This is a genomic window from Leisingera sp. ABM4_060 (assembly GCF_056158765.1).
The window spans coordinates 61,398-86,178 of record NZ_JBSWTX010000002.1; the positions used below are offsets into that span (position 1 = coordinate 61,398).

At 63.1% G+C, this 24,781-nt stretch carries 24 protein-coding genes; 19 read left to right on the forward strand and 5 right to left on the reverse strand.

The window, feature by feature from the left end:
• Positions 1 to 2 precede the first annotated feature (2 nt).
• Together ACXAEH_RS20860 and ACXAEH_RS20865 are read right to left on the reverse strand one after the other, a co-directional pair.
• A complete protein-coding gene (locus ACXAEH_RS20860) occupies positions 3 to 821 on the reverse strand; it encodes an outer membrane lipoprotein-sorting protein (RefSeq protein ID WP_475035767.1) in 819 nt (272 codons plus the stop codon).
• Complete coding sequence (locus ACXAEH_RS20865) at positions 796 to 3,129, reverse strand: efflux RND transporter permease subunit (RefSeq protein WP_475035769.1); 2,334 nt, start codon at positions 3,127 to 3,129, stop codon at positions 796 to 798. The genes ACXAEH_RS20860 and ACXAEH_RS20865 overlap by 26 nt, the downstream gene beginning before the upstream one ends.
• A gap of 260 nt (positions 3,130 to 3,389) precedes the next feature.
• Here ACXAEH_RS20865 and ACXAEH_RS20870 point away from each other — a divergent pair, with 260 nt between their 5' ends.
• A complete protein-coding gene (locus ACXAEH_RS20870; protein ID WP_475035771.1) occupies positions 3,390 to 3,791 on the forward strand; it encodes a winged helix-turn-helix transcriptional regulator in 402 nt (133 codons plus the stop codon).
• A gap of 45 nt (positions 3,792 to 3,836) precedes the next feature.
• Here the strand turns inward: ACXAEH_RS20870 and ACXAEH_RS20875 are convergent, their stop codons facing one another.
• Together ACXAEH_RS20875 and ACXAEH_RS20880 are read right to left on the reverse strand one after the other, a co-directional pair.
• Complete coding sequence (locus tag ACXAEH_RS20875) at positions 3,837 to 4,124, reverse strand: DUF1330 domain-containing protein (protein WP_475035773.1); 288 nt, start codon at positions 4,122 to 4,124, stop codon at positions 3,837 to 3,839.
• Complete coding sequence (locus ACXAEH_RS20880) at positions 4,117 to 4,824, reverse strand: GntR family transcriptional regulator (RefSeq protein ID WP_475035774.1); 708 nt, start codon at positions 4,822 to 4,824, stop codon at positions 4,117 to 4,119. The genes ACXAEH_RS20875 and ACXAEH_RS20880 overlap by 8 nt, the downstream gene beginning before the upstream one ends.
• A 108-nt stretch (positions 4,825 to 4,932) precedes the next feature.
• On the opposite strand from ACXAEH_RS20880, the gene ACXAEH_RS20885 reads away from it, so the two are divergent.
• The 14 genes from ACXAEH_RS20885 (at position 4,933) to ACXAEH_RS20950 (ending at position 19,124) form a co-directional block, all read left to right on the forward strand.
• Positions 4,933 to 5,535 carry an amino acid synthesis family protein gene (locus ACXAEH_RS20885; RefSeq protein ID WP_475035683.1) on the forward strand — a complete coding sequence of 201 codons (603 nt, stop codon included), beginning with the start codon at positions 4,933 to 4,935 and terminating at the stop codon, positions 5,533 to 5,535.
• Positions 5,507 to 6,328 carry an alpha/beta fold hydrolase gene (locus ACXAEH_RS20890; RefSeq protein WP_475035684.1) on the forward strand — a complete coding sequence of 274 codons (822 nt, stop codon included), beginning with the start codon at positions 5,507 to 5,509 and terminating at the stop codon, positions 6,326 to 6,328. Before ACXAEH_RS20885 ends, ACXAEH_RS20890 begins: the two co-directional genes overlap by 29 nt.
• Positions 6,325 to 7,260 carry a flavin reductase gene (locus ACXAEH_RS20895; RefSeq protein ID WP_475035686.1) on the forward strand — a complete coding sequence of 312 codons (936 nt, stop codon included), beginning with the start codon at positions 6,325 to 6,327 and terminating at the stop codon, positions 7,258 to 7,260. The genes ACXAEH_RS20890 and ACXAEH_RS20895 overlap by 4 nt, the downstream gene beginning before the upstream one ends.
• On the forward strand, positions 7,260 to 8,297 hold the full coding sequence (locus ACXAEH_RS20900; RefSeq protein ID WP_475035688.1) for an LLM class flavin-dependent oxidoreductase: 1,038 nt from the start codon (positions 7,260 to 7,262) through the stop codon (positions 8,295 to 8,297). The genes ACXAEH_RS20895 and ACXAEH_RS20900 overlap by 1 nt, the downstream gene beginning before the upstream one ends.
• Before the next feature lie 13 nt (positions 8,298 to 8,310).
• Positions 8,311 to 9,774 (forward strand): aldehyde dehydrogenase, encoded by a 1,464-nt coding sequence (locus tag ACXAEH_RS20905; protein ID WP_475035775.1) that lies wholly within the window; start codon positions 8,311 to 8,313, stop codon positions 9,772 to 9,774.
• Between the two features lie 250 nt (positions 9,775 to 10,024).
• Positions 10,025 to 11,299 (forward strand): flavin-containing monooxygenase, encoded by a 1,275-nt coding sequence (locus tag ACXAEH_RS20910; RefSeq protein WP_475035776.1) that lies wholly within the window; start codon positions 10,025 to 10,027, stop codon positions 11,297 to 11,299.
• Between the two features lie 181 nt (positions 11,300 to 11,480).
• Positions 11,481 to 11,897, forward strand: a complete 417-nt coding sequence (locus tag ACXAEH_RS20915) for a RidA family protein (RefSeq protein ID WP_039135172.1) — start codon at positions 11,481 to 11,483, stop codon at positions 11,895 to 11,897.
• Positions 11,898 to 12,012: 115 nt separating this feature from the next.
• Positions 12,013 to 12,687 (forward strand): DUF1028 domain-containing protein, encoded by a 675-nt coding sequence (locus ACXAEH_RS20920; RefSeq protein WP_475035778.1) that lies wholly within the window; start codon positions 12,013 to 12,015, stop codon positions 12,685 to 12,687.
• Positions 12,688 to 12,701: 14 nt separating this feature from the next.
• Positions 12,702 to 14,198 (forward strand): aldehyde dehydrogenase, encoded by a 1,497-nt coding sequence (locus tag ACXAEH_RS20925; RefSeq protein WP_475035779.1) that lies wholly within the window; start codon positions 12,702 to 12,704, stop codon positions 14,196 to 14,198.
• 27 nt (positions 14,199 to 14,225) lie between these two features.
• Positions 14,226 to 15,167, forward strand: coding sequence for a LysR substrate-binding domain-containing protein (locus tag ACXAEH_RS20930; protein ID WP_475035780.1), 942 nt, complete (start codon positions 14,226 to 14,228; stop codon positions 15,165 to 15,167).
• Positions 15,168 to 15,270: 103 nt separating this feature from the next.
• Positions 15,271 to 17,340 (forward strand): oxidoreductase, encoded by a 2,070-nt coding sequence (locus tag ACXAEH_RS20935; protein ID WP_475035781.1) that lies wholly within the window; start codon positions 15,271 to 15,273, stop codon positions 17,338 to 17,340.
• Positions 17,341 to 17,342: 2 nt separating this feature from the next.
• On the forward strand, positions 17,343 to 18,482 hold the full coding sequence (gene argE / locus ACXAEH_RS20940) for an acetylornithine deacetylase (protein WP_475035783.1): 1,140 nt from the start codon (positions 17,343 to 17,345) through the stop codon (positions 18,480 to 18,482).
• A gap of 16 nt (positions 18,483 to 18,498) precedes the next feature.
• On the forward strand, positions 18,499 to 18,873 hold the full coding sequence (locus tag ACXAEH_RS20945; protein WP_475035785.1) for a cupin domain-containing protein: 375 nt from the start codon (positions 18,499 to 18,501) through the stop codon (positions 18,871 to 18,873).
• On the forward strand, positions 18,870 to 19,124 hold the full coding sequence (locus tag ACXAEH_RS20950; RefSeq protein WP_475035787.1) for a CBU_0592 family membrane protein: 255 nt from the start codon (positions 18,870 to 18,872) through the stop codon (positions 19,122 to 19,124). The genes ACXAEH_RS20945 and ACXAEH_RS20950 overlap by 4 nt, the downstream gene beginning before the upstream one ends.
• Here ACXAEH_RS20950 and ACXAEH_RS20955 read toward each other — a convergent pair.
• Positions 19,121 to 20,521 carry an aspartate ammonia-lyase gene (locus ACXAEH_RS20955; RefSeq protein ID WP_475035788.1) on the reverse strand — a complete coding sequence of 467 codons (1,401 nt, stop codon included), beginning with the start codon at positions 20,519 to 20,521 and terminating at the stop codon, positions 19,121 to 19,123. The genes ACXAEH_RS20950 and ACXAEH_RS20955 overlap by 4 nt on opposite strands.
• Positions 20,522 to 20,775: 254 nt before the next feature.
• On the opposite strand from ACXAEH_RS20955, the gene ACXAEH_RS20960 reads away from it, so the two are divergent.
• Genes ACXAEH_RS20960 through ACXAEH_RS20975 form a run of 4 tightly spaced genes read left to right on the forward strand, consistent with a single transcriptional unit; the run spans position 20,776 to position 24,709 of the window.
• Positions 20,776 to 21,906: an ABC transporter ATP-binding protein gene (locus ACXAEH_RS20960; protein ID WP_475035789.1), complete on the forward strand. Its 1,131-nt coding sequence runs from the start codon at positions 20,776 to 20,778 to the stop codon at positions 21,904 to 21,906.
• Entirely contained in the window at positions 21,906 to 22,835 is a 930-nt protein-coding gene (locus ACXAEH_RS20965; RefSeq protein ID WP_475035790.1) for an ABC transporter permease, read from the forward strand. Before ACXAEH_RS20960 ends, ACXAEH_RS20965 begins: the two co-directional genes overlap by 1 nt.
• 3 nt (positions 22,836 to 22,838) lie before the next feature.
• Positions 22,839 to 23,648, forward strand: coding sequence for an ABC transporter permease (locus ACXAEH_RS20970; protein ID WP_475035792.1), 810 nt, complete (start codon positions 22,839 to 22,841; stop codon positions 23,646 to 23,648).
• Between the two features lie 23 nt (positions 23,649 to 23,671).
• A complete protein-coding gene (locus ACXAEH_RS20975; RefSeq protein ID WP_475035794.1) occupies positions 23,672 to 24,709 on the forward strand; it encodes an extracellular solute-binding protein in 1,038 nt (345 codons plus the stop codon).
• Positions 24,710 to 24,781 lie beyond the last annotated feature (72 nt).

A 24,781-nucleotide genomic window follows, 5' to 3' on the forward strand; every position in this document is an offset into this window, starting at 1 on the left:
GCTTAGTCCAGGCTTTCCAGCGCGTTGGAGCGGAAGTCGCCGTCGCGCAGACCGGTGGCAAAGCGCCAGTTGGCAAAGCTCAGCGTGGTGGATTTGCCGTTGCGGTGGTTCACCATGTGCAGTTTGGCCTGGCGCCAGAAGCCGCCGCGCTTCTTGATGCCGGTGGCGGTCATGGTCTTGGCGTGGTTGCCTGCGCGGTCGTAGTATTCGATCTTTTCCGCCTGCCAGTGCTTGGTGCTGAACCAGACCACCTGTTTGGAGTAACCTGAGTTCTTGTAGGCCGGCGCCCGCTCAACCACCTCGCATTTGCCGCCGCCGGGGCAGTTCTCGGTGCCGATCCATTTGTAGGTGAACTTGCCCAGCTCCTGCGCGGTGATGTCCTCATAGGCAAATTCCGACCCGACAAAGGGGCCGGATTTGTTGGACGAGGAAATCCGCTTCACCCGCTGCGCCGCGGGCAGGTAGATCCATTGGTCGTCATTGGCGGTGAGTTTGGCGTGGCTCAGCACAGCGGTGCCGTCGATGTCGGCAGGGGTCGAGAAGATCGAGATCGACTTGTCGCCCACCTTGGCGCTGGCGCGCTCCAGGGTCAGGATGCGCAGCTGGCGGCTGCTGGACTGGCCTGCGGCGTTTTTCAGCTCCATGGTCACGTCGACCGCGCTGTCGCGGAAGCCGTTATCGCTGACATCAGAGCGGGCGGCGATCTCATAACCCTTTTGGGCGGCGTCCTGGGCCAGCAGCGGCAGCGGCGACAGGGCCAGTGCGGCGCCGGCGATCAGGGCCAGGGCGGAACGTTTACTGAGCAGGGGTTGCAGCGGCATCAAAGCCTCCATTGTTGGATTGAACGTCGGATTTGCGGCGGCCTGCCAGCAGGATTGCCGGCAGCACCAGGAAGTCGAACACCATGGCCACGGCAACGGTGATTGCGGTCAGAAGGCCCAGCTGGGCGTTCACTTGGAAGGTGGAGAAGGCGATCAGCGCAAAGCCCGCGCCCACGATGATCGAGGTGAAGACAATTGCGTCGCCCACCTCGGCAAAGGCATAGCGGATCGCATCTTCGCGGTTCAGCGCCTTTTCACGGCGGCCGCGCAGGTACTTGGTCAGGAAGTGGACGCTGTCATCCACCACGATGCCCAGCGACGCTGCACCGATCACCGCAGCTGCCATGCCGATATGGCCGACAAACACCGCCCAGAGGCCAAAGGTGATCATCGCAGGCACCGCGTTGGTGATGATCGAGACCAGACCAATGCCAAAGCTGCGCAGGGTGACCATCATCATCAGGCTGATGGTGACCACGGCGATCACGTTGCCGGTAATCATCTCGACGATATTGCGCAGGGTGAGCGAGGCAAAGATCAGCGAGATGCCTGTGGGCGGCTCGATCATGCCTTCGGGGGAGTTTGTGTCCACCCAATCAGCGACCCTTGCGTGAAAGGCGTTCTGGCCTTCCAGGTTGATATCGGTGATCACCACGGACAGGCGGGTGGCCGATTTGTCGATATTGATCTGGTTGTTCAGGTCCAGGCCAAAGGGCAGCGACAGTTCATACAGCAGCAGATACTGCGCCGCCAGCTTGGCGTCCTGCGGCACCGCATAGAAGCCCTGGTCGCCACCGTTCATGTCCCGGTTCAGCCGCTTGATCACGTCGGTGAAGGCAGTGACCTGGTCAACCTCAGGCTGGTCCCGCAGCCACAAGGCAAAATTGTCCAAAATCGCAAGATACTGCGGGTCGCTGATGCCGCCCGGGCCCTCGGCGCGGATCTCGTATTCAAAGATGTCCTGGCCGCGCAGGTTTTCGGCGGCAAAGTCGATGTCCTGGCGCACGGTCAGGCTCTCGTCGAAATAGCGCGAGAACCGGTCGTCCAGGCTGTTGGTCAGCGCGAGGCCGATCAGCGCAGCCGCACCGACGGTGCCCGCAACCAGGATGGCGCGCGAGCGGCGGATGGTGAAATCCGCCAGCGCAGCCATCGCCTGCTGCATCCGGCTTTCGCGCGGTGCGGCGGCCGGTTTCAGCGGCATGTAGGACAGGAAGGCCGGCACAAAGGTGATCGCCAGGATCCAGGCGGCCAGCACGCCAAATGCAGTGATATTGCCCAGCCACTGGAACGGCGGCGCGTCGGAGTAGTTCAGCGCCAGGAAGCCCGCCGCGGTGGTGGCCGAGGTGACAAAGACCGCGGTGAAGTTCTTGCGCAGCGCTTCCTTGATCGCAGCCTGTTTCTCCATCCCTGCGCGCAGATGCTTCTGCACCGAGCTGATGATATGGATACAGTCGGCAACCGCCAGGGTCAGGATGATGTTCGGCGCGATGATGGTGACCGGCGCCAGCCGCATCCCCAGAAGGCCCGCAATCCCCAGTGCCACAGTGGTCGACAGGATGATGGTGATCAGCGTGGCAATCATGCCGGAAACCGAGCGCAGCATCACCAGCGTCAGCACCAGCATCAGCCCGTACATGCCGGGGATCAGGCTGGTGGCATCGGCTTCGCCCGATTGCACAAAGCCGTAGTTCATGATCATCGAGCCGGTCAGCGCGATCTTCAAGTCCGGATACTTGCTGCGCATCTCATCAGCCATGGCGTGGGCTTCAACCGCGGTGCGGCGGCCCTCGGCGTCAGCATCGCCCTGCAGCTCGATCGAGACGTTGATGCCATTGGTGCGCAGGTCCTCGGACAGCAGCGCGCGGTAAAGTGCCGGCTCACCCACGGCAAAATCGGAACGCTCGCGCAGGTCCTCTGCACTGAGGTCCCCGGCGCCCAGCACCAGATCCTCGACCTCCAGGAAGTCGCCATCCACCCAGGTGCGCTGGAAGTTGCTGAGCGAATCCACCCGGGTGGCATTGGGCAGCGCCCAGGCCCGTTCGGTCAGATCCTCAATCACTACCGCCATCTGGCGGTCAAAGGCCTCGCCCTCCGGGTATTGCAGGATGAAGAACACGTTGTCGTTTTTCGAGAATGTTGCCTGGAAATTGTCCCAGCGCTTCAGGTCCGGGTTATCGGCCCCGAAAAACACCCGGTAGTCGCTGGCCATCGTCAGCCGCGACATGCCGGCCGACGCTGCAAAGCTGACGGCCAGAATGCCGATCAGCACCCATAAGCGCCACGCCAGCACAAAGTCGATGTACCGCAATAGGAGTTCTCGTCATGTTGCACCGCCCTCTTGTTTGATTGCCGCTTGTGCGCGCGGCGGAATCGCTTCACTTTTTGAAGCGATATGAACTTCACTTCTCAAAGTAAAGCTAAATATCGAAGCGTCTGTGATCCGGATCACATTGCGGTGAGGCCATGCCGACGGGCTGCTAGCCGCCGCGCGGCAATTGCCTTGGCCGCGGATTCATGGCATCACTGCCAGGCTGCCGGGTGTGGTTCCGGCCTGTGACATCTATGCAAATGACTGACCCGCAACCAGAAATCTGCCGCTCCGAATGCCTGCTGAATGGCGCGCTGGAGTTTTTCGGCGACTGCTGGTCGCTGCTGATCGTGCGTGACCTGCTGCAAGGGCCGAAAAAATTCAGCCAGATTCTGCGGATGGAGGAAGGTATTTCCACCGGCACCCTGACCAACCGGCTGACCCGGCTGGTGTCGCTGGGGGTGCTGGACCGGCATGTCTGCGAAAACGACCGCCGCGCTGTCAGCTATGAGCTGACGGACAAGGGGCGGGCGCTGGAGCCGGTGCTTCTGGAGATGGCGCTGTGGATGGCCGAGCACACCGACACGCCGTTTCCGCCTGAAGACCTGGAGATGCTGCACAACCGCGCCCGCGAGATCTGTCAGACCCGGGGTGGCGGCTGATCCTGGCAGCAGTTGCTATGGTGTTTCAGGCGCCGGATGAATGGCTCATTCCAGGCCTTCGATCAATGCAATATCCGCCTCGCATGCACCCGCGCGTTCAGCCCGGGCCGCTTGATAGGCCTTGGACTCATAGCAGGCACGCGCCTGTTCCAGGCTGTCGAACTCAATGACCACCCGGCGCTGCCAGGCCCGGCCTTCCAGGGTTTCCGCCTCGCCGCGGGCCAGAAAGCGCGCGCCGAATTCCGCAAAGGCCGCTGGGGCCACCGCCTGATATCCTTGATAGCGGCCGGGGTCGGTGACGGTCACATTGGCGATCCAATAGCCTTTAGGCATTGTCTTTGTGCTTCTCTTCATCTGCGAGCCGCCGCTGCGCGGTTTGTTTTGCGTCTTGCAGGTGTTTTTCAACGGCGTTCTGCGCTGCGGCTTCATTGCCTGATAGGATGGCGTTGCAGATGTCGTGCATATGTGCGGTGCCGGGTTTTTGCCGGTTTTTGGTTGACAGTGTGACGGCGCGCAGGCGGCTGATGCGGGCGTTGAGGCGCTGGGTGATTTCCCAGGCGACGTTCTGGGCGGCGCCGTCGAAGATGCTGCGGTAGAATTCGGTTGTGGCGCGCAGCAGGGGGGCGGGGGCGCCTTCGGCGGCAGCGGCCTGCAGGTCCTGCAGGGCGGCCTGCAGGTCTGCTGCCAGCTGCGGCGTCATGTTGCGGGCGCATTGGGCGGCGGCGGCGGTCTCCAGCATCCGGCGGATATCGTAGATCTGGCGGGCGTCGTCCCAGCTGAGCCGGGCCACGATCGGGCCTTTGCCGGGCAGGATCTCGACCAGGCCCTCGGCCTCGAGATAGCGGATGGTCTCGCGCACCACGGTGCGGCTGACGCCGAGCTGGTCGCACAGGGGGCGCTCGACCAGCCGTTCGCCGGGGGCGAACTGGCCTGCGATGATCGCTTCGCGCATGCGCTCCTGGACGATGTCGCGCAGGGTCTGCGGCAGCTGCTCGATCTTGCGCATCACAGGCTGGCTTTGGGGGCGTGTCATGGGATTCGGGATAGCAGCCGGGGCGGGGGGGAACAAGGGATCATTGACATATGGTCGTATGGTATACCATATGATGATCAACGATGGAATCACAAGAAAGACCCGGCCATGCCCGCTGAAATCCGCAAGACGCTGCTGCATGTTGAAGAGACCCTGATCGAGGGCGGCAAGGCGGCGGCGCAGCCGCTCACGATGATTGCCGCGGTGGCGGTGATCAAGAACCCCTGGGCGGGGCAGGGGTTTGTCGAGGATCTGCGGCCTGCGATCCATGATTGCGCGCCGGGGCTGGGCGAGAAGCTGACGGCGATGGTGCTGGAGGCCGCAGGCGGCGGCGAGCGGGTCGAGGGCTACGGCAAATCGGCCATTGTCGGCGTCAACGGCGAGGTGGAGCATGCCTCGGCGCTGATTCACACGCTGCGCTTTGGCAACCATTTCCGCGAGGCGGTGGGGGCGAAATCCTATCTTGCCTTCACCAATACCCGCGGGCCCGCCAATGCCTCGCTGCAGATCCCGCTGATGGACAAGAACGACGGCGGCAAGCGCAGCCACTACCTGACCATCCAGCTGTCGGTCGCAGATGCGCCGGGCCCGGATGAGATCGTGATTGCACTTGGCGCCTCGATCGGCGGCCGCCCGCACCACCGCATCGGCGACCGCTATCAGGACCTGAAGGACCTGGGCCATGACCTCGACAACCCTGCAGCTGTCTGAGGCCTCCGGCCTGGTGGCTGGCCCGGTCACCGGCCTGCGGGCAGGGTCCGGCGCGCCCTTGGTGCTGCTGCACGGGGTCGGCATGCAGGCGGCGGCCTGGGGGCCGCAGATTGAGGCTTTTGCCGCCGCCCATGAGGTGGTTGCGCTGGATATGCCGGGCCATGGCGGCAGCGCTGCGCTGCCGGGCACGCCGGAGCTGGCGGACTATGTGGCCTGGCTGCATGGGGTTTTGCAGGCACTGGGGCTGGGGCCGGTCTATCTGGCGGGCCATTCGATGGGGGCGCTGATTGCCGGCGGCTACGCGGTCAGCCATCCTGAAAACGTGGCCCGGGTGGCGCTCTTGAACGGGGTGTTCCGGCGCGGCGCGGCGGCGCGGGCGGCGGTTGAGGCGCGCGCGGATGAGATCCGCGCGGGCAGCTTTGATCTGGAAACACCTTTGACGCGCTGGTTTGGCGATAGTGCTGCGGACAGGGCGGCGCGGGCGCAGGTGGCGGCGTGGCTCTCGGATGTGAATCTGGACGGTTACGCGGCGGCCTATAGCGCCTTTGCCCGCGGCGACAGCACTTATGCGGATGGGTTTGGCGGCATTGCCTGCCCGCTTTTGGCGCTGACCGGCGACGGCGATCCGAACTCGACGCCGCAGATGGCCGCGGCAATGGCGGCGGCGGCGCCGCGGGGCCAGGCCATTGTCATCGAAGGCCACCGGCATATGGTCAATCTGACCGCCCCTGAGGCGGTCAACGCAGCGCTGCAGGACTGGCTGGCAGCGCCAGTGGAAGGGGAGACGTCATGAGCGAACTGGACCCGCGCGCCCTGCGCAACGCCTTTGGCACCTTCATGACCGGCGTCACCGTGGTGACGGCGCAGAATGCGGACGGCAACCCGATCGGCTTTACTGCCAATTCCTTCACTTCGGTGTCGCTGGACCCGCCCTTGGTGCTGGTGTGCCTGGCCAATTCCTCCAGCAATTACCAGGCCTTCAGCCAGGCGGCAGGCTTTGCCGTCAATGTGCTGGCGGAGGACCAGAAGGATGTCTCCAACACCTTTGCCCGGCCCGTCGAGGACCGCTTTGCCGCGGTCGGCTGGCGGCAGGGCCCGGCAGGCAGCCCGGTGCTGGACGGGGTCTCGGCCTGGTTCGACTGCGCCATGCACAACCGGGTGGAGGCGGGCGACCACCTGATCCTGATCGGCCGCGTTGAGGGTTTTGAGACCTCGCCCGCGCCGGGGCTGGGCTACGTGCGCGGCGCCTATGTGACGCCTGCAGCCGAGGCCGAAGCGCTGCGCCAGGGGGCCAAGCTGATTGTCTCGGCGCTGATTGAGCATGAGGGCAAGGTGCTCTTGCTGGGCAATGAACAGGGCAAGCTGACGCTGCCGGAAGTGCGGGTCGGCAAGGAGGGCGCCTCGGCGGCGCTGGCCAGGCTGATTGCGGAGAGCGGCGTCGAGGCTGAGGCGGGGTTCATTTACTCCGTCTATGAAGATGAAGCGCGCGAACATCAGCACATCTCGTTTTTGTGCCAATCCGCCGGGGGCACGCCGGCGCAGGGGGCCTTCACCGAGCTGACCGAAACCACATTGATGGACATTGCCGACGCGGCGATGTGCACCATGCTGGAGCGGTTCGCCAGTGAGGCCCGGATCGGCAACTTCGGGGTGTATTATGGAAACCAGACCCGCGGAGAGGTGCGCCCTGTTGGCGCCGGGGGCGGGGCAGGGAGCGAGACCTGATGAAATTTTCCCTTTTTGCGCATATGGAGCGGATCTCCGCGGAGGACGACCAGAAGCGGCTGTATGATGAGTTCATCGAGCTGTGCAAAATCGCCGATGCGGGCGGCATGCATGCCATCTGGACCGGCGAGCACCACGGCATAAACTTCACCATTGCGCCGAACCCGCTGCTGAACCTGATCGACGTGGCGCGCCACACCAAGAATGTGCGCCTGGGCACCGGCACGGTGATTGCGCCGTTCTGGCATCCGATCCGGCTGGCGGGCGAGGCGGCGATGGCCGATATCATCACCGAGGGCCGCCTGGATCTGGGCATTGCCCGCGGCGCCTATTCCTTTGAATACGAGCGGATGATGCCGGGCATGGATGCCTGGGAGGCGGGCCAGCGCATGCGCGAGCTGATCCCGGCGGTGAAGGGCCTGTGGCAGGGCGATTATGCCCAGGAGGGCGAATTCCACGCCTTCCCCAAGACCACCTCGTCGCCGAAACCGCTGCAGCAGGACGGCCCGCCGATCTGGGTGGCGGCGCGCGATCCCAACAGCCATGAATTTGCGGTGGCGCAGGGCTGCAACGTGCAGGTGACGCCGCTGTGGCAGGGCGACGGCGAGATCGAAGAGCTGATGGGCAAGTTCAACGCGGCCTGCGCAAAGCACCCGGAGGTGCCGCGGCCCAGGATCATGCTGCTGCAGCACACCTATGTGGCGGACAGCGCGGCGGATGTGCAGCAGGCGGCAGAGGAGCTGAACCGCTTCTACTGCTACTTCGGCGCCTGGTTCATGAACAAGCGCGAGGTCACGCAAGGCCTGATCGCGCCGCTCTCGGACGAGGAAATCGCCGCGCATCCGTTCTACAGCCCCGAGGCCATGGCGCGCGACCTGGTGATCGGCGAGCCTGCGGCGGTGATCGAACGGCTGCGGAAATACCAGGCCCTGGGCTATGACGAATATGCCTTCTGGATCAACTCGAGCATGCCGTTTGAGCGCAAGAAGGCCTCGCTTGAGCGCTTCATCACCGATGTGATGCCCGCCTTCCAGTAACAGGAGCCAGCAGATGCAGTCTTTCCAGCAGTATATCGGCGGCGCCTTTGAGGACGCAGGCGCCAGCTTCGAGAGCCTTGATCCGGCCACCGGCGCACCCTGGGCGCGGATGCCGTCGGCCACGCCTGCGGATGTGGACCGGGCCGTCTGCGCGGCGGAGGCTGCATTCTTCTCGCCCGAATGGGCCGGGATGAGTGCGACCCAGCGCGGCAAGCTCCTCATGCGGCTGGCGGATCTGGTGGCGGAACATGCTCCCAGGCTGGCCGGGCTGGAGACCCGCGACACCGGCAAGATCATCCGCGAGACCTCGGCGCAGATCGCCTATGTGGCGGAATACTACCGCTATTACGCAGGGCTCGCCGACAAGATCGAGGGCGCGCATCTGCCGATCGACAAGCCGGACATGGAGGTCTGGCTGCGCCGCGAGCCGATCGGCGTGGTGGCCGCCGTGGTGCCCTGGAACTCGCAGCTGTTCCTGTCGGCGGTGAAAATCGGCCCGGCGCTGGCGGCGGGCTGCACCGTGGTGCTGAAAGCCTCCGAGGAGGCCCCGGCGCCGATGCTGGAATTTGCCCGGATCTTTGATCAGGCGGGCTTTCCGGCAGGCGTTTTGAACGTGATCACCGGCGGCCCGGAAGCAGGTGCGGCGCTGACCAGCCACCAGGGTGTGGCTCACGTGGCCTTCACCGGCGGGCCGGAGACAGCGCGCCACATCGTGCGCAACTCGGCCGAAAACCTCGCCTCCACCTCGCTGGAGCTGGGCGGCAAGTCGCCCTTCATCGTCTTTGACGACGCCGATCTGGACAGCGCCGTGAACGCGCAGGTCTCCGGCATCTTCGCCGCCACCGGCCAGAGCTGCGTCGCAGGCTCCCGCCTGGTCATTCAGAAGGGCCTCAAAGACGCCTTCCTCGCCCGGCTGAAGGACAAGGCGGAAAGCGTGGTGATCGGCGCCCCGGGTGACATGGCCACCGAAGTCGGCCCGCTCTGCACCCTGAAACAGCGCGATCACGCAGAGGCTTTGATCGAAGCCTCGCTCAAGGCGGGCGCCAGGCTGATCACCGGCGGCACGGCGCCGGCGCGCGGCGGCTTCTACTTCCCGCCCACGGTTCTGGACTGCTCGGATGCCCCGGAGGCCCCCTGCCTGACAACCGAGTTCTTCGGCCCCGTCTTGTCGGTGGTCGGCTTCGAAACCGAAGCGGAAGCGGTAGAGATTGCCAACAGCACCGCCTTTGGCCTGGCCTCCGGCCTGTTCACCCGCGACCTCACCCGCGCCCACCGGATGATCCGCGCCCTGCGCGCGGGCATCGTCTGGGTCAACACCTACCGCGCCGTCAGCCCGATCGCCCCCTTCGGCGGCCACGGCCTCTCCGGACACGGCCGCGAAGGCGGCCTCCAGGCCGCCCTCGACTACACAAAAACAAAAGCCGTCTGGCTGCGCACAACAGACGAAACAATCCCGGACCCCTTCGTTATGCGCTGATCTGCCGCCTCGCCAGCGGCAAACACCGGATCCGTTCTTCATCTGGCTGAAAATATCCTCGGGGGCGCTCGAGGGGGCAGACGGCCCCCTCGTTTAACCATTGCATAACTTCCGGAACCGCCCTGCTTAGTTCCACGCGAACCAGAGGTAAGCCATAGATTTCTTTTTCATGCTCCGGCGATGTGGAATTCCTGATTAGGAAGACCGGCGCGGTGCAGCCCGCGCCGAAGTGTCAGGAGAGGGTTTGGAAATGGCGATTGAAAAGGTAGACACGCTGGTTGTTGGTGCGGGCCAGGCTGGCGTGGCCATGAGCGAGCATCTGACCAGCCATGGTGTGCCGCATCTGGTGCTGGAGAAGAACCGGATTGCCGAAGCCTGGCGCACCGGACGGTGGGATTCGCTGGTGGCAAACGGACCAGCCTGGCATGACCGGTTTCCGAACCTGGAGTTCACCGGCACCGACCCTGAATCTTTTCCGGCCAAGGAGCGGGTTGCCGACTACATGGTCGAATATGCCGGGCGCTTCAATGCGCCGATCCGCACCGGTGTCGAGGTGAAGAAGGCCGAGCGCATCAACGGCACCGGCGGTTTCCGGGTCGAGACCTCGGACGGGGTGATCGAGGCGCAGCGGATCGTGGCCGCCACCGGCGCCTTCCAGCATCCGGTGATCCCGCCTGTGGTGCCGGAAGGGGCGGCAGTGAACCAGCTGCATTCCTTCCACTACCGCAATCCCGAACAGCTGCCGGAGGGCGCAGTGCTGGTTGTGGGCGCAGGTTCTTCGGGTGCGCAAATTGCCGATGAGCTGAACCGGGCGGGCCGCAAGGTGTACCTGTCGGTCGGCCCGCATGACCGGCCGCCGCGCATGTACCGCGGCCGTGATTTCGTTTGGTGGCTGGGCGTTTTGGGCCTGTGGGACCAGGCGGCGCTGGAGCCGGGCAAGGAGCATGTGACGATCTCGGTCAGCGGCGCCTACGGCGGCCAGACCATGGATTTCCGCCGCTTGGCCGGTGAGGGCGTGACCCTGCTGGGCCTGACGGAAAGCTATGACAGCGGCACCATCACGTTTGCAGGCGACTTGCAGGAAAACATTGCCAACGGCGACGCAGATTACCTGAAAATGCTGGATCTGGCAGACGAGTATGTGGCACGCACCGGCATCAATCTGCCGGAAGAGCCGCAGGCGCGGGAGGCCTTTGCCGACCCGGACAGCCTGACCAATCCGATCCGCGAACTGGATCTGGCAGCGGAAGGAATTACCACCATCCTCTGGGCCACCGGCTTCCGCCAGGACTTTGGCTGGATGAATGTCGATGCCTTTGACGGCAAGGGCCGTCCGCAGCATCAGCGCGGTGTGTCGGTGGAGCCGGGGATCTATTTCCTGGGCCTGCCCTGGCAGTCGCGCCGCGGTTCGACCTTTATCTGGGGAGTCTGGCACGACGCCAAACATGTGGCTGACCAGATTGCAATCCAGCGCCATTATGAGACCTACCGCGGTCCCGGCGAAAGCCGGGCGGACGAGGCCTGAGCGCTTCCGTCCCCGCGCAGCCTGCACTGCCCCGTCCCCCGGGGTGGGTGCAGACCTTGTTAGCCAGAACCGAAGCAAGGCGTAGCCAGAAGGTAATTTGGCCCGCCCGCGGTTCATGAAATCTTTGGCGGTAAACGCGCCCTTTGGCCGGATTGCCGCACCGGCATGCCAGGAGGACATCATGGCCCATACCCGTATCCGCAAGTTCAACACCGGCGTCACCTATCCGGAGCAGAACCTGGACAATGACCTGTGCCAGGCGGTTGTGACCCAGGGCGGCAAAACTGTCTACCTGCGCGGCCAGTGCCCGCAGAACCTGGACGACGCAGTCAATATCGACAGCCATGACCCGGTGGAGCAGACCCACAAGGTGATGCAGAACATCAAGCAGCTGATCGAAGAGGCCGGCGGCTCGATGGAGCACCTGGTGAAAGTCGTTGTCTACATCACTGACGTGCGCCACCGCGAGGCGGTCTACCGCACCATGGGCGAATACATCAAAGGCGTGCATCCGGTCTCGACCGGGCTGGTTGTGCAGGCACTTGCGCGGCCGGAGTGGCTGGTGGAGATCGACGGCACCGCCGTCATTCCGGACTGAGCCCGGGATTGAGTGCGGGAACGAGGGGGCTGTCTGCCCCCTCGTGCTCCCCCGAGGATATTTTAAGCCAGATGAAGAGCGGATCTGGTCTGGCGGCAGCTGAGGAGACAGGGCAATGACCTTTTCGCTTGTGGCGCGATGCGCGGAGACGGGCATGTTCGGGGTGGCGATTTCCTCGTCCTCGCCGGCGGTGGCGGCGCGCTGTTCTTTTGCCCGTGCAGGTGTTGGTGCGGTGGCAAGCCAGAATGTGACCGATCCGAGCCTGGGGCCGCTGGCTTTGGATCTGATGGAGCAGGGCATGACCGCTGCCGCGGCCGTCGCGAAGGTTCGTGAGATCGGCCGTTTCATCGAATACCGCCAGGTGCTGGCGGTGGACAGCATTGGCGGCACCGCCATTCATTCGGGTCCGAATTCCTTGGGCATCTGGACCCAGGCGGAAGGCAAGGATGTGGCCTCGGGCGGCAACCTCCTGGCCAATGACGGTGTGTGCCAGGCTATCGTGGACGGGTTTTCAACGTCTTCGGGCCATCTGGGCGACCGGCTGATTGCTGCGATGCGGGCTGGTCTGGCGGTGGGCGGCGAGGCCGGGCCGGTGCATTCGGCGGGCATGAAGATCGTCGACAAGGTGAGCTGGCCGGTGGCGGATTTGCGCTGCGACTGGACCAGGGACTGCCCGATCGAAAACATCGCAACCGCCTGGGAGATCTACAAGCCGCAGCTGGACGCCTATGTCCAGCGCGCGCTCGACCCGCGCGAGGCGCCGTCTTACGGCGTGCCGGGTGACGAATAATCGGGAGAGAGACTATGCTGGACTATACATACGACGATTGGAAGACACGTGCGGCGGCTCTCTCGTTCCGGGGGCAGGCCTTCATTGACGGCAAGTTCACGGATGCAGCCTCGGGCAAGACTTTTGCAAGCGTGAACCCGGCGACGGGTGCAGAGCTGGCGCAGGTTGCCGAATGCGATGAAGAAGACGTGAACCGCGCCGTGGCGGCGGGCCGCCGGGCGTTTGAGGACGGGCGCTGGTCGCGGATGGCGCCGGGGGACCGCAAGGCGGTGATGCTGAAGCTGGCGGATCTGATCCGGGACAATTTGGAAGAGATGGCTCTGCTGGACAGCCTGGACATGGGCAAGCTGGTCACCGATGCGGTGACTGTTGACGCGCCTGGTTCAGCGCATTTCTTCCAGTGGTATGCGGAAGCCATTGACAAGGTCTACGACGAGGTGGCGCCGACCGGGCCGGGTGACCTGGCGCTGGTGTCCCGTGTCCCGTTGGGCGTGGTCGGGGCGGTGACGCCCTGGAACTTCCCGCTGGACATGGCGACCTGGAAAGCGGCGGCAGCGTTGGCGGCCGGCAACTCGGTTGTCCTGAAGCCGGCCGAGCAGTCTCCTTTGTCGGCCCTGCGGCTGGCCGAGCTGGCTGCCGAAGCCGGGGTGCCCAATGGAGTTTTCAACGTGGTGCCCGGCTATGGTGTCACTGCGGGCAAGGCGTTGGGGCTGCATATGGATGTGGATTGCCTCGCCTTCACCGGCTCCACCGGCATCGGCAAGATGTTCATGCAGTACTCGGGGCAGTCGAACTTGAAACAGGTCTGGCCTGAAACCGGCGGCAAGAGCCCCAATCTGGTGTTTGCAGACTGCGAGGATCTGGATGCGGCTGCGGACATGGCGGCCTTCGGGATTTTCTTCAATCAGGGCGAAGTTTGCTCGGCCAATTCGCGGCTGTATGTGGAGCGCTCGGTCAAGGATGCCTTTGTCGAGAAGCTGATTGCGCGTGCGCAAGCCACCCAGCCGGGTGATCCGCTGGATCCGGCCTCGAAAATGGGTGCCATTGTCGACGAGAAGCAGACCGAAGGCATCATGCGCTTTGTCGAGGCAGGCAAGGGCACGGCCAATCTGGTGGCGGGCGGTGAGCGGGTGACCGTTGATGGCAAAGGATGCTTTGTGCAGCCGACGATCTTTGATGACGTGAGCCACGACAACCCGCTGGCGCGGGATGAGATCTTTGGCCCCGTCCTGTCGGTGATCCCCTTCGACAGCGAGGATGAAGCCGTCGCGATGGCCAATGACTCGATTTACGGGCTGGCGGCTTCGGTCTGGACTGACAACCTGTCCCGCGCGTGCCGGGTGTCGGACAAACTGCAGGTGGGTACTGTTTCGGTCAACACTGTGGACGCGCTGTCAGCGCAGACCCCGTTCGGTGGCATGAAACAGTCCGGTTTCGGGCGTGATTTGTCTTTGCACTCGCTTGAGAAGTACACTGCGTTGAAAACAACCTGGATCAAGTACAAGGCTTGATCTGCTAAACCCCGGGAGAGCCTGCCGTTGCCAGTCAGATACACGCTGCGCCAGCTTGAGTATTTTGTGGCAGTCGGGGAGGCGGGCTCAATCGCACTGGCCTCGGAAAAGGTGAATGTGTCGTCGCCGTCGATCTCGGCGGCGATTGCACAGCTCGAACAGGAGTTCGGGCTGCCGTTGTTTGTGCGCCAGCATGCGCAAGGGCTGGCGCTGACCCAGGCCGGGCGTGTGATGCTGGAGCAGGCCCGCACCGTCTTGCGCGAAGCCGACCGGATGATGGATATTGCGGGCGACATCTCCGGCCAGGTGCGCGGGCCATTGGCGGTGGGATGCCTCTTGACCTTTGCCCAGGTGGTGCTGCCCTCGGTGCGCCGCGGGTTCGAGGACCGGTATCCGGATGTGAACGTGCGCCAGATCGAGCTGGACCAGGCGGCAATCTTCAGCGGTATCCGGCGGGCCGAGATCGATATCGCGCTGACCTATAACCTGGATATTCCGGCAGATTTGAGGTTCATCACCCTGGCCGAGCTGCCGCCTTATGCGCTGGTTGGCGAGGACCACCCGCTGGCGGACCGTAAGGACGTGACGGTCAAGGAATTGCGCGAGCATCCGATGGTGCTGCTGGACCTGCCGTTCAGCGCCGAATATTTCCTGTCGTTCTTTCACGAGGCCGGCATCAAACCCAATGTTGCAGAACGCACCCGCGACATGGCGGTGATGCGCAGCCTGGTGGCCAATGGCTATGGCTATTCCATTGCCAATATCCGCCCGATCAATGACCAGTCGCCGGACGGCAAGCCGTTGAAGTTCATCCCGATCCAGGGCGATCTCAGGCCGATGCGGATGGGGCTGTTGATGGCGCCGGATTCCAAGAACTCGATCACCATCCGCTCCTTTGTCGAGCATTGCTCGGAACTGGTGGAAGAAGCCGCGCTGCCGGGTTTGAAGACAGCGCCGGAAGCGGGCTGAGCCGCGGCTTAGCTGCAGGCTAACCAACGCTTCCGCAAGCTGAACTTTAGCAACGCGCCCAGTCCTGTACCCTTTTGGCACTCTTGCACGAAGGAGATGGAAATTGCGCGATCCCCGCTATGATATTCTGTTCGAGCCGATGACCATTGGCCCGCTGACAGCCAAGAATTGCTTTTATCAAGTGCCCCACTGCAACGGCGGCGGCTATCGCGACCCGTCGGCAGCCGCGGCGATGCGCGGCATCAAGGCCGAAGGCGGCTGGGGCGTGATTTTCACCGAACAGTGCGAGATGCATCACACCAGCGAGATCACGCCGTTCATCGAGCTGCGCCTGTGGGAAGACAAGGATATCCCGCAGCTGCGCAAAATGTCGGAGCGGATGAAAACCCACGGCGCGCTGGCCGGCATCCAGCTGGCCTATTCCGGGATCAATGGCCCGAACCTCTATACCAAGGAGGTGCCGCTGGCGCCCTCGGCGCTGCCAATCCGTACCTTCACCAACGACCCCGTGCAGGCCCGCGCGCTGGACAAGCAGGACATCAAGGATCTGCGCCGCTGGTTTGTGAATGCGGCGAAACGGTCCAAGGATGCGGGCTTTGACCTGATCTGCCTTTATGGCGCGCATGGGTTCGGCATCTTCCAGCACTTCCTGAGCCGCGCCACCAACCAGCGCTCGGACGAATACGGCGGCTCCTTGGAGAACCGCGCGCGGTTCAGTCAGGAGGTGATCGCGGATATGCGCGATGCGGTGGGTGACACTATGGCAATCACACTGCGTGTCAGCCTGGACGAAACTATCGGCGAACTGGGTTTCTCCAACGCAGAGGTGCGCGACTATATCGAGATGAACAAGGACCTGCCGGACCTTTGGGACCTGGCGCAGGGGACGTGGGAGGACTGCTCCGGCCCGTCCCGGTTCAAGGAGGAAGCCGCCCAGGAACAGCTCGTGCGCGGCATTCATGAGCTGACGGAGAAGCCCATCGTCGGCGTCGGCCGCTTCACCAGCCCGGATGTGATGGCCAAGATGGTGAAATCCGGCACCCTCGATTTCATCGGCTGTGCGCGTCCGTCGATTGCCGATCCCTTTCTGCCCAAGAAGATCGAGGAAGGCCGCATCGAGGACATCCGCGAATGCATCGGCTGCAACATCTGCATCACCGGCGACATGACCATGTCGATCAGCCGCTGCACCCAGAACCCGACCTTTATGGAGGAATGGCGCAAGGGCTGGCATCCGGAGAAGATGAACACCAAGGGCAAAAGCTCCAACGTGCTTGTGGTGGGTTCCGGCCCTGCGGGCCTGGAAGCCGCTTGGGCGCTCTGCCGCCGCGGCTATGAAGTGGCGGTGGCCGAGGCCAAGGATGTGATCGGCGGCCGGGTGACCCGCGAGCGCACTCTGCCGGGGCTCAATGCCTGGGGCCGTGTGGTCGACTACCGCGACTACCAGCTGAGCCAGCGCCCGAACGTGGAGATCTACCGCGAAAGCCCTCTGGATGCGGACAGCATCCTTGAGTTCGGGTTTGAAAACGTCTGCATCGCCACCGGCTCCACCTGGCGCCGCGACGGGGTCTCGCGCCAGCACGTAGTGCCAATGCCGATTGCAGAAGGCGCCAAGGTCTACACCCCCGACGATCTGATGGATGGCACCATTCCCGAAGGCCGTGTGGTGGTCTATGACGACGACCACTATTACATGGGCGGGGTTCTAGCCGAACTGCTGGCCTCCAAAGGCGCGCAGGTAACACTGGTCGCACCGTCGGCCTTTGTCAGCGACTGGACCAACAACACGCTGGAGCAGGTTGCCATTCACCCGCGCCTGGTTGAGGCCGGGGTGGAGATCGTGCTGAACCGCGGGGTGACGGAAATCCATGCGGGCCATGTGGTCAGCAACTGCACCTACACCGACCGCACCTGGAACATCGAGGCGGACGCGGTGGTCATGGTGGCCTCGCGCATTGGCAACGACAGTATCTATGAGGACCTGCGCGCACGCACGGCGGATTGGGGAGATGCCGGTATCAAGTCGGTCAAGATCATCGGCGACGCCAGCGCGCCGGGGCCGATTGCCTGGGCGACCTACGCGGGCCACCGCTATGCCCGGGAACTGGACGGCGCGGACATCGGCGACGCGCTGCCCTTCCGCCGCGAGATCACCGAACTGGCCGTGGACTGACGATGACAGCAACGCTGGACATACTGGAGCAGCTGATTGCGTTTGATACGGTCAGCTGCAATTCCAATCTGGAGCTGGCCGCCTATGTGGAGGGCTTCCTGACCGAACGCGGTTTTGCCGTGACCCGGCTGCTGTCGCCGGATGGCTCCAAGACCGGGCTCTACGCCGAGAAAGGCCCGGCGGGGCAGGGGATACTATTGTCCGCCCACACCGATGTGGTGCCGGTGGATGGGCAGGGCTGGGCCAGAGACCCATTCCGGCTGACCCGGGACGGAGACCGCATCTTTGGCCGCGGCACCACCGACATGAAGGGCTATGTTGCCAGTGCGCTGGCGCTGGCAGACCGGGCGGCGAAGGCGGATCTGAAGGAGCCGGTGAAAATCGCGCTGTCCTATGACGAGGAGGTCGGCTGCGTCGGCATTCAGGAGATGCTCGAGCGCCTGGCGCCGCTGATCGGCCAGCCGCGCGCTTGTTTTGTCGGTGAGCCGACCGAAATGGAAGTCGCCATTGGCCACAAAGGCAAGGCGGCCCTGCGCGCCGTGTGCCACGGTCAAAGCGGCCATTCGGCGCTGGCGCCGAATTTCACCAACGCGTTGCACTTGGCCGGGGATTTCCTGGCGGAGCTGCGCGCGCTGCAGGACGATTTCGCCGCCAACGGCGCCCGGGATGCGGCGTATGCGGTGCCCTATTCCACGGTGCATGTGGGCAAGATGAGCGGCGGCACCGCGCTCAACATCGTGCCGGACCGCGCCGAGCTGACCTTTGAGTACCGCCACCTGGCCGCCGACCGCGGCGCGGACATTCTGGCCCGCATTCAGGCCGCCGCCGAGCGGGTCGGCAGCCGCTATCCGGCCGAAGCCCGTATCGAGGTGGAGCAGTACAATGCCTATCCCGGCCTTGACGTAGCCGCTGACAGTGCGGTTGTCCCCTTTGCCCAGAAGCTCGCCCAAAGCAACAGCACCACCAAAGTCGCCTTTGGCACCGAGGCCGGGTTCTTTGACCAGCTGGGCGTGCCCACCGTGGTTTGCGGCCCGGGCTCGATGGAAGGGCAGGGGCACAAGCCCGACGAATATCTGGAACTGAGCCAGCTCGCCGCTTGCGACGCGATGATGGACCGGATCCTGAACGATCTGACAAATTGAGGAACACGGCATGACAATGACAGCCTATCTGCAAACGATGGAGCGCGAAGAGCTGGACGCCTGGGGCACACCCGAGGATATCGGCTCTGAAACCGTGGAAGGCGCGCCCAAATGCGCGGGCAGCTTTGACCTGGGCAGCCCGGATGATCCGGTGTTCGGCGGTTTGTATGCGGTCACCAAGGGCAAGTACCGGGTCACCTATGGTTTCCACGAGCACGCAACCCTGCTGGACGGCGAGGTGGCGCTGACCAATGAGGCTACCGGCGACACCGTCGTCTATGGCCCCGGCGACAGCTGGATCATTGCCAAGGGCACTCCGGTGTTGTGGGACGTCCGCAGCGATGCAGCGCGCAAGTCGTACCTGGCGGTGGCCACGGACCTGCCTGCGTGATTGCAGAGCTCGCTTGGTATGATGCGGTTGGGCTGACCGGATCGGTGATCATTGTGGCGGCCTATTACCTGGCCACGCGCGGGTTGCTTCCTGCGGACAAGATTCCGTTCAATGCGGCAAACATCGCGGGCGGGAGCCTGGTGATGCTGTCGCTGGCCTACCGCCCCAACCCCGGCGCCATCGTGATCGAGGTGATGTTCCTGCTGATCGCGCTGCTTGCCATCTGGCGGAATCTGCGGGCCGGAGCTTAACGCTCCGGTCCGTTCAGCATGGCAGCATTACTTAGAATTTTATCGGATTTGTCAGCTGACAAACTTCCGGTTTCCGCCAGCACCGTGCGGATGCTGCGGCCGGTGGCCAGCGCTTCTTTGGCGATCCTGGCGGCGGCGTCATAACCCAGATGCGGGGCAAGGGCTGTGGCCAGCACCAGGCTGTTATCCAGGAGCGCTGCGCAGCGGTCCGCGTTGGCGGTGATGCCGGCCACGCATTTTTCGGTCAACACCTCAATGGCGTTTTTCAGAATGCGGATCGATTCCAGCAGGTTATAGGCGACCACCGGCTCCATCGCATTGAGTTGCAGCTGCCCGGCCTCGGCGGCCATTGTGATGGTAAGGTCATTGCCGATCACCTGGAAGCAGACCTGGTTGACCACCTCGGGGATCACCGGGTTGACCTTGCCTGGCATGATCGAGGATCCCGCCTGCACTGCGGGCAGGGTGATCTCGCCAAAGCCGGCCCGCGGGCCGGAGGACAGCAGCCGCAGGTCGTTGCAGATTTTCGAGAGCTTCACAGCCACCCTCTTCAGAATACCGGAATAGGCGACAAGGGCGCCGAGGTCTGAGGAGGCTTCGATCAGGTTGCCGGCCTGTTTCAGGTCAAAGCCTGACAGCTCGGACAAGTATTGCAGCGCCAGCGGCGCATAGCCGGACCCGGCATTCACCCCGGTGCCGATGGCTGTGCCGCCGAGGTTCACCTCGGTCAAAAGCTGGCTGATGTCGCGCAGCCGGTCGATGTCCTCGCCCACCGTGACCGCAAAGGAGGTGAACTCCATCCCCAGCGACATCGGCACCGCGTCCTGCAGCTGGGTGCGGCCAACCTTGGCAATACCGTCAAAGGCCTGGGCGCGCTCCTCAAAGGCCTGCTGCAGCCCGTGCAGCGCCTCGCACAGCGGTGCGGTGCTGGCCAGCACCGCCAGCCGGATTGCGGTCGGGTAGACGTCATTGGTGGATTGGCCGTGGTTCACATCGTCATTGGGGTGCAGATGCGCGTACTCTCCAGGCGCGCGCTCCATCCACAGGAGGGCGAGATTGGCGATCACCTCGTTGGCGTTCATGTTGGTGGAGGTGCCGGCCCCGCCCTGGATCATATCGACGCTGAAATGGTCATGGTACTGGCCCGCGATGATGCTGGCGCAGGCGGTTGTGATCGCGGCGGCCTTGCCCGACTCCAGCCTGCCGGTTTCCGCATTGGCGCGGGCGGCGGAGGATTTCACCATTGCCAAGCCGCGCACCAGCGCCGGGAAATGCGAGAGCGGCACGCCGGTGATCGGAAAGTTCTGCCGGGCGCGCTCGGTCTGGATGCCGTGCAGGCAATCTGCCGGCAGTTCGACCGGGCCGATCAAGTCCTGTTCTTGGCGGGTGGTGTGCATGTCTCTAATCCTGGCCGCTGTGAATTTGCGCCCTTGCCTAAGCGGCGTCCGCCCAGCCGGTAAAGACGCAGTTTCCTTGCCGGCGGTTAGGATTCCGCAAAGCCGCGCCGGGGCATTTTCAGAACCCTGCGCAGCGCGGACGGCGGGTTGCTCAATCCCGGGTAAGGCGCTGAAAAGAATTGATATTCAAAGGTTAGGCAGAGACTAACATTTGCTGAGGGAGTCAATTCTTAATGCGGGCCCCCGCGCTTCCTATGCTGGGTCAAACGTCAAGCGGCAGATGGGAGGCGCAAGTGTCGGAGAGGATGTCAAACGCGATTGATGTGCGCAATGCGGTCAAGCGCTACGGGGACTTCACGGCCCTCAAGCGGATATCGCTGACCATCAAGGATAATGAATTCTTTACCCTGCTGGGGCCCTCGGGCTGCGGCAAGACAACCCTGCTGCGGATGATCGCCGGGTTCGAGGATGTGACCGAGGGTGAGATCCTCCTTTACGGGGATGAGATTGAGAGACTGCCCCCGCATCAGCGGCCGGTGAACACCGTGTTCCAGAATTATGCGCTGTTCCCGCATATGAGCATTCTGGAAAACGTTGCCTTTGGCCTGGAGATGCGCGGCAAATCGAAATCCGAAGCCCGCGCCAAGGCCGGCGAAATGCTGGAGCTGGTGCAACTGTCGCAATTCGCTGCACGCAAACCGTCCCAGCTCTCAGGCGGCCAGCAGCAGCGTGTGGCGCTGGCGCGTGCGCTGGCGCCACAGCCTAAAGTCCTGCTGCTGGACGAGCCGCTGTCGGCGCTCGACCTGAAGCTTCGCAAGGCGATGCAGCTGGAGCTGAAGCACCTGCAGCGGGAAACCGGGATCACCTTCATTTTTGTGACCCATGACCAGGAAGAGGCGCTGACCATGTCTGACCGCATCGCGGTGATGTCGGCAGGCGAGATGCAGCAGCTGGGCAGCCCGACCGAGATCTATGAACAGCCGCGCAATATGTTCGTGGCGGATTTCATCGGTGAGACAAACCTCTTGGAGGTGTCGGTTGATCAGGTGATGAACGGCCGGGCGGTTTGCCATCTGGGCGGCGGCCACGCGCTGACCTGCAACTCGGTGGAAGGCATCGATGCTGGCGCCAAAGTGCATATGTCGGTGCGGCCTGAGCGGCTGTTCACCACCGATGTGCCGGTGGAAGGCGAAGCGCTGAGGGGCCGGGTGGTCGAGAACATCTTTGTCGGCACCGACATCAGCACAATTGTCGATCTGGCCGAGGGGCCGCAGTTCATCGTGCGCACCTCGAACTCCGAGCGCGGCAACAAGCGCATCTTTGAGCCGGGCAGCGAAATCTTTGTCAATATGGAGCTGGGGGCCGGGCGCCTCCTGGTGGACTGATGGCAGCAGGTGCAGCAAGCGGCGGCAGCGCAACAACAGACACATACAAGGAAGCGCGCAACTGGCTGCTGCTTCCGTCCTGGGCGGTTCTGGGGATCTTTGTCCTCGCCCCCGTATGCATGATGCTGATCTACTCCTTCCTTACCAAGGAGTTCCGCGGCGGGGTGATCTGGGAGCCTTCACTGGCGGCCTATGACCAATTCTTCTTTGACCGCGGGCTGTTCGGTGATGAGCCGCCGAAGATCGAATGGACCTATGTCACCATCTTCTGGCGTTCGATCTGGCAGGCCGGTGCGGCCACGCTGCTCAGCCTGGTGATCGGTTTCCCGACGGCCTACTTCATTGCCACGCGGGCTGAAAGCGTACGCCCCTTCTGGGTGTTCCTGATCACCATCCCCTATTGGGTGAACCTGCTGATCCGCACTGTTTCGATGAAATTCCTGTTGCGCGATCAGGGCCCGCTGAATGACTTCCTGATCGGCACCGGCCTGATCGACAGCCCCATTCATATCGTCAACACCAACTTTGCGGTGCAGCTGGGGCTGTTCTACTCCTACCTGCCGTTCATGGTGCTGCCGATCTATGCGGCGGTGGAGCGTTACAACTTCTCGCTCAGCGAAGCGGCGGCGGATCTCTATGCGCCGAAATGGGTCACCCTGCGCCGCATCGTGCTGCCCGCGATCAAGCCGGGCGTCATTGCGGGCTGCATTCTGGTGTTTGTGCCCTCGATGGGCTCCTTCCTGGCCCCCGACCTTCTGGGCGGCGCCAAGAACTTCATGATCGGCTCGCTGATCGAGGAGCAGTTCAAGGGCAACGCGGGCAACTGGCCCTTTGGGGCGGCGGCGTCGATGATCCTGCTGACCATGGTGCTGATCATCCTGCTGATCTTTGCCCGCCAGCAATCCAAAGCCGAAAACGGAGGGGGCTGAGCCATGGCAACCGTCAATAACGACATCAAGACCTACAAGGGCTTTCGTGCCATCACCCTCCTGTGCCTGGTGGTTCTTTATGCGCCGTTGGTGATCGTCACGGTCTACAGCTTCAATGCTTCGGCTTCGATCACCGTATGGGAAGGGCTGTCGTTCCGCTGGTACGCCGATGTCTTCACCGGCCCGGAGAGCGGCAAGTTCAAGGTGGCAGCCTTCAACAGCTTCACCATCGCGATCATGGCGGCCACGGCTTCGACCACGATAGCCACCCTGGCGGCCACCGCCATGGTGCGCGGCGGCAAGTTCAAACTGCGCACCGTGTCCTTCGGCCTGATCTCGCTGCCCTTGATGGTGCCTGAGATCGTGACCGCGGTGGCAACGCTGATCTTCTTCAACTCGATCGGCTTCACCCGAGGTTACCTGACCATCCTGGTGGCCCATATCGCCTTCTGCATCCCCTTTGCCTACCTGCCGATTTCGGCCCGGATGCAGGGTATCGAGGACAGCTTTGAGCAGGCGGCGATGGACCTTTACGCCACCAAGCGGCAAGCCTTCACCAAGGTGCTGATGCCGCTGATGGCGCCGGGGATTATCTCAGGCTTTCTCTTGGCCTTCATCGTCAGCCTGGACGACTTCATCATCACCAATTTCGTCAAAGGGGCCGGCGTCGAGACCCTGCCCACGGCGATTTTCGGCTCCGTCAAACAAGGCATCAAACCCAACATCATGGCGATCTCTACCATGCTGCTGAGCTTTTCCATCGTGATGGTCACCATCAGCTATTTCGTCAGCAAATCAGACAACACAAAATAAATCTCAACACGGAGGAAACGTAAATGAAAACCATGCTAAAAACCACCGCAGCCGCTCTGGCGCTGACGGTTGGCGCAAGCGCCGCAGCCGCGGAAGAGAAGCTGGTTCTCTATCACTGGTTCGAATACATGCCGCAGGAAGTACTGAACAAGTTCAGCACTGAAACCGGGATCAAGGTCACCATGGATACCTATGATTTAAACGAGGCGATGCTGGCATCGCTGAAAGCCGGTGGCATGGGCACTTATGATTTGGCGGTGCCGGGTGATTATATGGTCAGCATCATGGCCGGCGAAGGTTTGCTGGACACCATTTCGGACGGCGAACTGGCAAACAAGGGCAACATTGCCTCGGAATGGGCTGATCCCAGTTTTGACCCGGGCCGGGCCTCTTCCATTCCGTATCAGTGGGGATCCACCTCCTTTGCAGTGAACCGCGACACTTACGCCGGCGACATTCAAACGACCGACATCCTGTTCAACCCGCCGCCGGAGCTGTCGGGCAAGATCAACATGCTGGACAGCCAGGGCGAAGTAATCGCAATGGCCTCGCTGCATCTGGGCATCCCTCAGTGCTCCACCGACCGGGAGCAGCTGAAGGCGCTGAATGCGCTGCTGCAGGAGGCCAAGCAGCATTGGGCGTCCTTCAATTCGGACACCGCCAAAGAGGTGCTGGTGTCGGGTGACGCGGCTGTCGGGCAGATTTATGACGGGTTTGCCGCCAAGGCGCGCGAGGAAGGCGCCAATGTTGAATACGCTTATCCGACCCAGGGATACGTTGCCTGGATGGACAATGTCGTCCTGCTGAAAGACGCACCGAACCGTTCCAATGCTCTGAAGTTCATGGACTTCCTGCTGGAGCCGGAAAACATCGCCCTGGTCACCAACTATGCGCAGTATAATGCGGGGGTAAGCGGGGTTGCAGAGTATCTGGATCCGGTGCTGGCTGCACAGCCGGAAAAGAACCCCCATGCCGGCGCTGGCGAAGGTGTGTTCATCGAGGTTTGCGACCAGCAAACGCAAGCGGTCTATGACCAGATCTGGACCAACCTCAAGAAGTGAAGACAGAAACGAGGGGGCTGTCTGCCCCCTCGCGCTCCCCCGAGGATATTTTTGGCCAGATGAAGACCGGAT

Bases quoted from the DNA above. Each gene is read 5' to 3' on its own strand.
- ACXAEH_RS20860 (WP_475035767.1), bottom strand. From the start codon at position 821: ATGCCGCTGCAACCCCTGCTCAGTAAACGTTCCGCCCTGGCCCTGATC.
- ACXAEH_RS20870 (WP_475035771.1), top strand. From the start codon at position 3,390: ATGACTGACCCGCAACCAGAAATCTGCCGCTCCGAATGCCTGCTGAAT.
- ACXAEH_RS20875 (WP_475035773.1), bottom strand. From the start codon at position 4,124: ATGCCTAAAGGCTATTGGATCGCCAATGTGACCGTCACCGACCCCGGC.
- ACXAEH_RS20880 (WP_475035774.1), bottom strand. From the start codon at position 4,824: ATGACACGCCCCCAAAGCCAGCCTGTGATGCGCAAGATCGAGCAGCTG.
- ACXAEH_RS20885 (WP_475035683.1), top strand. From the start codon at position 4,933: ATGCCCGCTGAAATCCGCAAGACGCTGCTGCATGTTGAAGAGACCCTG.
- ACXAEH_RS20890 (WP_475035684.1), top strand. From the start codon at position 5,507: ATGACCTCGACAACCCTGCAGCTGTCTGAGGCCTCCGGCCTGGTGGCT.
- ACXAEH_RS20895 (WP_475035686.1), top strand. From the start codon at position 6,325: ATGAGCGAACTGGACCCGCGCGCCCTGCGCAACGCCTTTGGCACCTTC.
- ACXAEH_RS20900 (WP_475035688.1), top strand. From the start codon at position 7,260: ATGAAATTTTCCCTTTTTGCGCATATGGAGCGGATCTCCGCGGAGGAC.
- ACXAEH_RS20905 (WP_475035775.1), top strand. From the start codon at position 8,311: ATGCAGTCTTTCCAGCAGTATATCGGCGGCGCCTTTGAGGACGCAGGC.
- ACXAEH_RS20910 (WP_475035776.1), top strand. From the start codon at position 10,025: ATGGCGATTGAAAAGGTAGACACGCTGGTTGTTGGTGCGGGCCAGGCT.
- ACXAEH_RS20915 (WP_039135172.1), top strand. From the start codon at position 11,481: ATGGCCCATACCCGTATCCGCAAGTTCAACACCGGCGTCACCTATCCG.
- ACXAEH_RS20920 (WP_475035778.1), top strand. From the start codon at position 12,013: ATGACCTTTTCGCTTGTGGCGCGATGCGCGGAGACGGGCATGTTCGGG.
- ACXAEH_RS20925 (WP_475035779.1), top strand. From the start codon at position 12,702: ATGCTGGACTATACATACGACGATTGGAAGACACGTGCGGCGGCTCTC.
- argE (WP_475035783.1), top strand. From the start codon at position 17,343: ATGACAGCAACGCTGGACATACTGGAGCAGCTGATTGCGTTTGATACG.
- ACXAEH_RS20945 (WP_475035785.1), top strand. From the start codon at position 18,499: ATGACAGCCTATCTGCAAACGATGGAGCGCGAAGAGCTGGACGCCTGG.
- ACXAEH_RS20955 (WP_475035788.1), bottom strand. From the start codon at position 20,521: ATGCACACCACCCGCCAAGAACAGGACTTGATCGGCCCGGTCGAACTG.
- ACXAEH_RS20960 (WP_475035789.1), top strand. From the start codon at position 20,776: ATGCTGGGTCAAACGTCAAGCGGCAGATGGGAGGCGCAAGTGTCGGAG.
- ACXAEH_RS20965 (WP_475035790.1), top strand. From the start codon at position 21,906: ATGGCAGCAGGTGCAGCAAGCGGCGGCAGCGCAACAACAGACACATAC.
- ACXAEH_RS20970 (WP_475035792.1), top strand. From the start codon at position 22,839: ATGGCAACCGTCAATAACGACATCAAGACCTACAAGGGCTTTCGTGCC.
- ACXAEH_RS20975 (WP_475035794.1), top strand. From the start codon at position 23,672: ATGAAAACCATGCTAAAAACCACCGCAGCCGCTCTGGCGCTGACGGTT.